The 7,486-nt window shown below is 60.0% G+C and carries 11 protein-coding genes; 5 read left to right on the plus strand and 6 right to left on the minus strand.

Going from position 1 to position 7,486, the window contains the following annotated elements; all coding sequences use genetic code 11:
- Positions 1-26: 26 nt before the first annotated feature.
- Positions 27-827: a hypothetical protein gene (locus ACZYHG_RS37590; RefSeq protein ID WP_464615548.1), complete on the minus strand. Its 801-nt coding sequence runs from the start codon at positions 825-827 to the stop codon at positions 27-29.
- Here ACZYHG_RS37590 and ACZYHG_RS37595 point away from each other — a divergent pair.
- On the plus strand, positions 827-1,303 hold the full coding sequence (locus tag ACZYHG_RS37595; RefSeq protein WP_464615549.1) for a hypothetical protein: 477 nt from the start codon (positions 827-829) through the stop codon (positions 1,301-1,303). The genes ACZYHG_RS37590 and ACZYHG_RS37595 overlap by 1 nt on opposite strands.
- Here ACZYHG_RS37595 and ACZYHG_RS37600 read toward each other — a convergent pair.
- Positions 1,300-1,722 carry a hypothetical protein gene (locus tag ACZYHG_RS37600; protein WP_464615550.1) on the minus strand — a complete coding sequence of 141 codons (423 nt, stop codon included), beginning with the start codon at positions 1,720-1,722 and terminating at the stop codon, positions 1,300-1,302. The genes ACZYHG_RS37595 and ACZYHG_RS37600 overlap by 4 nt on opposite strands.
- Positions 1,723-1,744: 22 nt before the next feature.
- On the minus strand, positions 1,745-2,098 hold the full coding sequence (locus ACZYHG_RS37605) for a hypothetical protein (RefSeq protein WP_464615551.1): 354 nt from the start codon (positions 2,096-2,098) through the stop codon (positions 1,745-1,747).
- Between the two features lie 341 nt (positions 2,099-2,439).
- Between ACZYHG_RS37605 and ACZYHG_RS37610 the strand changes: the two genes are divergently transcribed.
- From ACZYHG_RS37610 to ACZYHG_RS37625, 4 genes are all read left to right on the plus strand, one after another.
- The gene (locus tag ACZYHG_RS37610; RefSeq protein ID WP_464615552.1) at positions 2,440-2,880 is read left to right on the plus strand and encodes a LexA family protein; all 441 of its coding nucleotides are present in this window, start codon (positions 2,440-2,442) and stop codon (positions 2,878-2,880) included.
- Positions 2,853-4,244 (plus strand): Y-family DNA polymerase, encoded by a 1,392-nt coding sequence (locus ACZYHG_RS37615; protein ID WP_464615553.1) that lies wholly within the window; start codon positions 2,853-2,855, stop codon positions 4,242-4,244. Before ACZYHG_RS37610 ends, ACZYHG_RS37615 begins: the two co-directional genes overlap by 28 nt.
- Positions 4,245-4,351: 107 nt before the next feature.
- Complete coding sequence (locus ACZYHG_RS37620) at positions 4,352-5,212, plus strand: DNA-methyltransferase (protein WP_464615566.1); 861 nt, start codon at positions 4,352-4,354, stop codon at positions 5,210-5,212.
- Entirely contained in the window at positions 5,209-5,505 is a 297-nt protein-coding gene (locus ACZYHG_RS37625) for an XcyI family restriction endonuclease (protein WP_464615554.1), read from the plus strand. The genes ACZYHG_RS37620 and ACZYHG_RS37625 overlap by 4 nt, the downstream gene beginning before the upstream one ends.
- 3 nt (positions 5,506-5,508) lie before the next feature.
- Here ACZYHG_RS37625 and ACZYHG_RS37630 read toward each other — a convergent pair whose 3' ends face one another.
- The 3 genes from ACZYHG_RS37630 to ACZYHG_RS37640 are packed head-to-tail and all read right to left on the minus strand — an operon-like array spanning position 5,509 to position 7,444.
- Positions 5,509-6,204, minus strand: coding sequence for a hypothetical protein (locus ACZYHG_RS37630; protein ID WP_464615254.1), 696 nt, complete (start codon positions 6,202-6,204; stop codon positions 5,509-5,511).
- 30 nt (positions 6,205-6,234) lie between these two features.
- Positions 6,235-6,867: a DUF7986 domain-containing protein gene (locus ACZYHG_RS37635; RefSeq protein ID WP_464615255.1), complete on the minus strand. Its 633-nt coding sequence runs from the start codon at positions 6,865-6,867 to the stop codon at positions 6,235-6,237.
- Positions 6,851-7,444 (minus strand): recombinase family protein, encoded by a 594-nt coding sequence (locus ACZYHG_RS37640; protein WP_202367918.1) that lies wholly within the window; start codon positions 7,442-7,444, stop codon positions 6,851-6,853. Before ACZYHG_RS37640 ends, ACZYHG_RS37635 begins: the two co-directional genes overlap by 17 nt.
- Positions 7,445-7,486 lie beyond the last annotated feature (42 nt).

Raw genomic sequence — 7,486 nt, forward strand, 5'->3', positions numbered from 1 at the left:
CCGCAAACCCGATGCCCGCTGACGCATCACAATCGGGCACGATAATCCTCCACCGACACGAGTGGCGCGTCACTCCGCGCCAGCCAGATTGCTCCGTCCGGCGCCGGCATCACGCGGGGTGTAACCGGCGCAAACAGTTCATCGTCGATCGGCGCCAGGAGCAGCTCGACCGGAGACGGAGCCGGTTCCGATACCGCAATGAGTTTGCGGGGGACGCCTTTCATCTTTTCCGGTTGGCGGCCGAGGCGTGCAATCCAGACCGCGTCGTCGGCCGGCAATATGTGCGGTTCCGCTGCATCGAATCCGCCATCATTCAGCGGTTCGGCAAGGCGGAGGGTTGGTGCAGAAACGGCGGTGGACTGGTCGAGTTTGGGCGGCACGGAGAAGGGCTGGCCGTTCCGGTGTGCCGCAACGTAGATGAGATAATCCAGCCGTTCGAGCAGCTCAGACGATCGGGGATGCGGAATCATCAGGTGACTGCCCGTGGTCGCATAGATGATATGGTCGGGACGGCCGAGAATGGCTGCTGGCGAACGTCCCGAGGTCGGCGCGGAGGAGGAGGGGGCGGCCGCGGGCACGGAAGCCGTGGGCATCGCCGCGGCTGCGGGTGGCATAATGTTCTGGATGGTCACCTGAACCGGTGACCCGCCTTCGCCCCGTTGCATGATTTGGTTGGGTATCGGCGCCGGCGACGGTTGCACGTCGCGGGCCGGCTGTGATTTGTTAGGCGAAGTCTTGTCAAACCTCGACAGGATGAAGGTCACGAGTTTCCAGCCGAGCAGCCAGCAACCGCGAAAAATCCAGCCGTAGAGCTTCAGAACATCCAATGCCCGCTCCCATCTATGATCAGTACGCCGCCAAGATCTGCCGCCATGCCGGTCTTGCCGCCGGCACCTACGAGGGCCAGGACCTGAACGACGTCGTTATGGCGTTGCCTCTCGGCGAAGGCCACGCCGTGCTTGCCGGCACGGAGTTCGAGGAACTGCCGAGGCTCGGTGAGACGGTCTCCGTCAACAGCCACATGCAGGCCAATTTCTTTGATGTGATCGGAATGGACGCCAAGGAGCTGCATGAGTTTACCGCGCCGATACTGGTCCGGCGCGGCTATATCGAACGCCTTGAAGGCTGGCGAGAGTGGCGCACATTGTCGGTCTGGCTTCTGCAAGAGTATCTTGAGCCGGTGGTGGTGTTCCGGAACACGCCGGTTCCGGTGAAAACCGCCGCATTCGAGCAGACCGACTACTACGTCGCTGACGTGCGCGTGATCTTCAACCGGGACCAGCCGTTTCACTGGAACGGCTAAAGCGCCTTGACTTGTCCCGGCGTGCTGCAGTTGTCATAGATGACGTTCTGCACCATCCCGTACAGTATCTTCTTCATCTCAAAATCTAACTCGTGCGCCTTCAGCATGTACGGCAGAAAGGCCGAATTGACCCCATGCGGGGAGCCCATGCTGATCAGCGAGGCCCATGCCGAAACGCGGGCTGTGACCGCGATTTGGAGCTCTATAGGAGCCCTCCTGCGATGGTTGATCAGTTGCTGGCCCGACGGTAAATCAGCGTCCGGCGCGGCGTTGATGGCCTCAACATAGGAGCCGGATGATCGTGATGGTGATGGCGCCGGCCGCGATACAGAACGATCCACAGGACGGTCCGGGATGCGGTCGGCGAGTGATGGCCCCCGTTCTTTAGGTTGGAACAGGGATGCGAGTTTCTTGAACATTCGATGCCCCCGAGCTCGGCGCCTACTTGAACAGGCCGCGCTTTGACAGTCCGAAGGCGCTTTTCAGCAAAGCCCCACCGACGCCCAGCGCCACCGTCCCGGCTATGCTGGCAGCCTTTTTCCCTGCGCTGGCGTATTCAGGAGGTAACGTCACGTCACCGCCGGTTTTGACGCGATGCTGATAAAGGGCGTTGTAAACCCAGTTGTTGACGTCCACGCCGCTGTTGTCGACGGTCCCGTGGGCATAGGCTTCCACCGCTGAACGGATCGGCGCCGGCACTTCGGAACTGCGGCCGGCTCTGGCGGCGTCTATGTATCGGCTAACGAAAATAGGTGAAAATTGCTGGGCGTATGCTTCGGCGCGACGGTCGACCATTGTTGCTCCCCTGAATAGCGGCGCCCCAAGCGCCGGTTCAACAGAGGAGCAAAGTTGATTTGTGAAGTAAAGGTGGGCTACCCGTCTCTCGCCAAAGATTTCTGTTGGCACAGCAGGCCTGATGGCACCCGACTGCTTTGATTCCATAGACTATGCTAAGGGGCTCCGCCCCTCGCACGCTCAAGAGGGCCGAGCCTCGGCTTCGCCTGCGGCCGCACCCAACCCCTCTTGCCCGTGCTACCCCCGGACCTCGCCGGTCAGGCAGGGGTGCGGGGCACCCTGAATTCCGAACAACAATCAATTCCGTTGGCGCAGGAATATGTTCCTGTTATGTTCCTGCCATGCGCAGTGATCAGTCTCATCTCGCCTATCTAGGCCATCCTTCGGAGTGGCCAATTGTGCTGCCTGTGATGGGCACGCGGATCTGCGCGGGTTTCCCAAGTCCTGCCGATGATTTCCTTGATGGCGAGCTGGATCTCACCCGCATCCTGGTCAAGAACAAGCCGGCGACGTTCCTGTGGCGTGTGGCGGGCAGCTCGATGCGCGACGTGGGTATCTTCGACGGCGACGTCGTCGTGGTGGACCGCAGTGTCAAACCCAAAGACGGCGTTGTGGTCGTGGCCGTGATCAACGGCGAAACTAGCCTCAAACTCTTCCGGCGCGGCAATCCGCCGAGCCTCACATTTGCCAACAAGGACATGCCGGCGTTTCCGATGGATGACGTCTCCCAGGTCGAAATCTGGGGGGTGGTCACGTGGACGCTGCACAAGCCCCGCGCGTAGAGCGGGTTTTCGCGCTGATTGACGGCAACAGCTTCTACTGCAGTTGTGAGCGCGCCTTCGCGCCGGCGCTCAACGGCCGGCCGGTGATTGTGCTTTCCAACAACGATGGCTGTGCGGTGGCGCGGACCCCTGAGGCGAAGGCCCTGGGCATTGCGATGGGCGCGCCGTTCTTCAAGATCCGCGACCTCTGCCGGAAGAACCAGGTGGCGGTGTTCAGCAGCAACTACACGCTCTATGGCGACATGAGCCGGCGGATGAACGATATCTACCACCAGTTCGCCCCGGAGGTGGAGGTTTACTCGATCGACGAGAGCTTCCTCGACATCACCGGCCTGGGCGGCGGCAACTACGTGGCCTACGGGCAGCAGTTGAGGCAAACCGTCCGGACCTGGACCGGCATCCCCACTTGTGTCGGCATCGGCCCGACCAAGACGCTGGCCAAACTGGCGAACCGGACCGCGAAGAACCATGCCGAGCTCAATGGGGTCTGTGATTTCAGCGACCTGGCGACGCGGGAGAAATACCTGCCGGCGACGCCGCTGGGTGAGTTATGGGGCATTGGCGCCGCATCAGCCGCCAAGCTGAAGGCGATCGGCGTGGAGACGGTCGGGCAGTTGCGTGCCCTGGACCCGAAGCGCGGCCGTCAGCTGCTCACCGTAGTCGGCGAGCGCATGATCCATGAACTGAACGGCATTGCCTGCCTGGCTCTTGAAACCCTGCCCGCAGGTAGAAAGGGCATTGCAGTGACGCGTAGCTTCGGCCGGCCGGTGACGTCGCTCGTCGAGATGCAGCAGGCGGTGGCGGCCTACGCGACCCGCGCGGCCGAGAAACTTCGCCACCACGGCCTCTGTGCCGTCCAGGGCTCCGTATTCATGCACACCAACGCCTTCAATGGCGACAAATGGAGCCATACCGGCCAGTCTGTGGAGTTCCTTGAGCCCACCGACGACACGCAGGAGCTCATCGCAGCTGCCACCAAAGCGGCAGCGGCCGCCTGGCGGGGGGGATACCGCTATGCAAAGGCCGGCATCATGCTGACCGAGCTCGTACCTATCACCATGGTGCAGACGTCGTTGCTGGCGACGATCGACAGGGCGCAGCGCGCCCGCCTCAATCAGGCATTGGACGCGATCAATATTCGGTTCGGCCGTAACACGCTCGTGCCAGCAGCGGCGGGCTTAAAGCAGACCTGGTCGACAAAGTTCAACCGGAAGTCTCCATGTTTTACGACGCAGTGGCGGGAACTCCCCAAAGTTTCGGCAAATCCGTACCCGCGAGACAACCGAACCGCCTGCGGAGTAGGCGTTCATGATTTCAGGGGGCCTTCTCCCAATGCCGGTGACCGGTGTACTCTTCCTACTTAGGAAAGTTTTTGGAAATGGCAGGGGGACTACGACGCGAGCATCTGGTCAGTTGTGCGGGAGGGTGGCATGAACAGCTTCCCGAGGCCGCGAATCAGAACCACCAAGCCATGAAAACCTCGCGCATTCGACGCCCACCGCCGTTAGCACTGAACGGGAGCGTCATCTTTGAGGGGGATGCCCTCACAGTCCTGCAGCGCCTTCCCGATCGTAGCGTGCAATGCCTTGTAACCTCGCCTCCCTATTGGGGACTGCGTGACTATAAAAATACTGAGCAAATCGGGCTAGAGCCTACCCTCCCGCAGTTTATAAATCGGCTCCTAACGGTGTTCCGTGAAGCGAGGCGGGTGCTGAAGGACGATGGAGTCCTTTGGATCAACATCGGTGATGGCTTTACGAGCGGTAACCGCACATGGAGGGCGCCCGATAAGAAGAACCCGGCCCGGGCCATGTCAATGCGGCCGGAGACACCTGAGGGTCTCAAACCAAAGGATCTGATGGGCATTCCCTGGCGCCTGGCGTTCGCCCTACAGGATGATGGTTGGTATCTCAGAGCCGATGTCATCTGGAATAAACCGAACGGGATGCCTGAAAGCGTTCGGGATCGTCCGACGCGGACGCACGAATACCTCTTTATGTTTTCTAAGGAGGAGCAATATTTCTATGATCGGGACTCGGTTCGAGAAGGCAATGGGCGGAACCTTCGCTCGGTTTGGAGCGTCAACACACTGCCTTTTGCGGGAGCTCATTTCGCGACCTTCCCTCCCAAATTGATCGAGCCTTGCATCCGTTCATCGACCCGGCCCGGTGACTTCGTTCTAGACCCTTTCTTTGGCTCGGGAACCGTCGGTCTGGTGGCGCAGGAGCATGGTCGACCATACGTCGGCATTGAGCTTCACCCAGCTTACGTCGCCCTGGCCGCCGAGCGGCTGTCTCACTCTGATAGATCCATTATCCGAGTGGCCGCATGATACCGTCACCGGAATTGCAGATAGAATTCAGCGTTGCGTTAGCTGAAATTCGACAGTTAATGCTTCAAGAAGCGCTCAAAGAGACCGTTCGGAAGCTCGACATTCCATCGTTGGACCGGGAGCTGGCGGCCAACGTCCCGGGCCATAGTCTGACGCAACTCGCCAGTCATGGCATTCGCGGCGAAATGTTGTTCCCGGTCCCGTTGGTCTTGACCGCGAACCCTCGCTTGATCGGTTACTACCGCCTCCGCCTCCTGGCTCCAGTACATTATAGGGACACAGATATACGGTAGCGATTATCGGCGAAGATTTTCGATACCGAGTTCGGTCCAGATCCACTGGAAATCATAGGTCGCCATGGGATCGTTGGGGTCAGGCTGGCTTGAAGAACGGTTTTCAAGATATTTGAGCCATTCGGCGGCCTTCTCGCGACCCTTGGCGGTTTTGATGGCCTCGCGCGGGGAAATATTACCCAGCATTCCGACGGGCTGATCGAGGGTTTCGCGATACTGCTTGTCCAAAAACTCATGAACGACTTTTGTGGCGATCTCGGGTGGCAGCTCCGGACGAGCCGTATCCTTGTGGACGGGCCTTTCGACCATCATTTGCTCGACGGTACGGATTTCGGTGAGCGGCTTTCCAACCAGATCGTTCAGCGCCCCCTGCATCAGCGCCGTTCCTTTTTCGGCTCGGGCGGCGGAATTGGTCGACAGGTGCAGGAAGCGGCCCTTCAGTTCCACATTGCCCAGCACCCGCGCGCCGTCCTCCATGGAAGTGTCCCATGCGAGGTTTCCAGATTTGCCGGCCTTGAGCCTTCCCTTCGGGATGTCGCCAAGCCAGTTCCAGAATTTCGCGTTCTCCTGTCGCAGAGCCGGGACTGTCTTCAACTGGGCGGTGATTTCTTTCGGGGTGATCCCGGATGCCAGCGGAAAGCGGACATCGTGGAAGATGATTGCGTCGCCGTCGCCATTCTCGAAGGTGGTCTGCTCCATCCGCATCGTCCGGTCCAGGGTGTCGAACAGCTATGAGAGGGTAAATACCGGCGCGGCCTGTTGAAGTTCTTCGTTTGTTGGTACGGGCAGTTTTTTGGACCGACCCTTGCCAAAGATCGCCCGCAAACCATCGAACAGCGCGTCGGAAGCTTCCGGTGTGAACGGTAGCAATCCTCCGCCAATGATGTTCTTGCCCGCAACGGGAACAACTCTGGCCGCAACCCTGTCCCATTGCTGCAATGTCTTCGTGGCAGTGCCCTCGCTGACCAGGACAGGATCACCACCGCGGATGAGATCGCGGGCCATCAGGGATTTGCCCGACACGATGTCGCTGACTTCGTAGAGGCTCATGACCGACGTCCGGAGCGCCTTCATATAAGCTTTTGCCTGGGCGCCTTCCTTCCAACCGCGCCGCTTCAGATAGTCGTCAGCGATATTGCCGCCCTCGACGTCGAAATCCTGAGTGAGGAAATCCTCGAAGGCGCAGCCCCAAAGCGTCATTGCCCAATGATCGCCGAGCATCTCGGCCAGATCATCGAACTCCATGTTGCTGGCGTCGAGAACCGGCCCGAAATGATCGTCGAGAGTGCCTTCGAAACAATCACGCCATTCGTCGCGGGAGAGGAACTTCATCAGACCCTTGAGGTCATGGCTGTTGGGCATGGCCTTTTCCCACCTTCCGTCTGTGCTCGGCTATAATTCTCGATACCGTTGGCTGGCTGACTTCGTAGAGCCGCGCCATTTCAGCGGCTGACTTGCGTCCGGACAAGACACTCTCGGCGATTTCCAGCCGTTTCTTTGGATTGAGCTTCTTGCGGCGGCCGCCGATCCTGCCCTCGGATCGCGCCAAGGCCAACCCGGCGCAGGTGCGTTCGCGGATCATGGCGCGCTCGAATTCGGCGAAGGAACCGACCATCTGCATCATCATCCGCCCTGCCGGCGTCGTTGTATCGATCGCCTCAGTCAGAGAGCGGAATCCGGCACCGGCGGTCTCGATCCGCTCCATGATATGCAGTACGTCCTTGAGCGAGCGTGACAGGCGGTCGAGCTTCCAGACGACAACGGTGTCGCCCTGCCTCAAGTGATCAAGCATCCTGTGTAATTCAGGCCGTTCCCAGCGACCGCCAGACGCTTCTTCCTTGAAGATGCGCTTGCAACCTGCATCGGCGAGAGCCTTGGCTTGCGCCTTGTTCGACTGGTCGTCCCCCTTGCTCACGCGGGCATAGCCGATCAGCACCATGGTTCCTTTCGAAAACGGTCGTTTATGGAAGGCCGCCGGCAT

The organism is Mesorhizobium subarcticum (genome assembly GCF_055456085.1).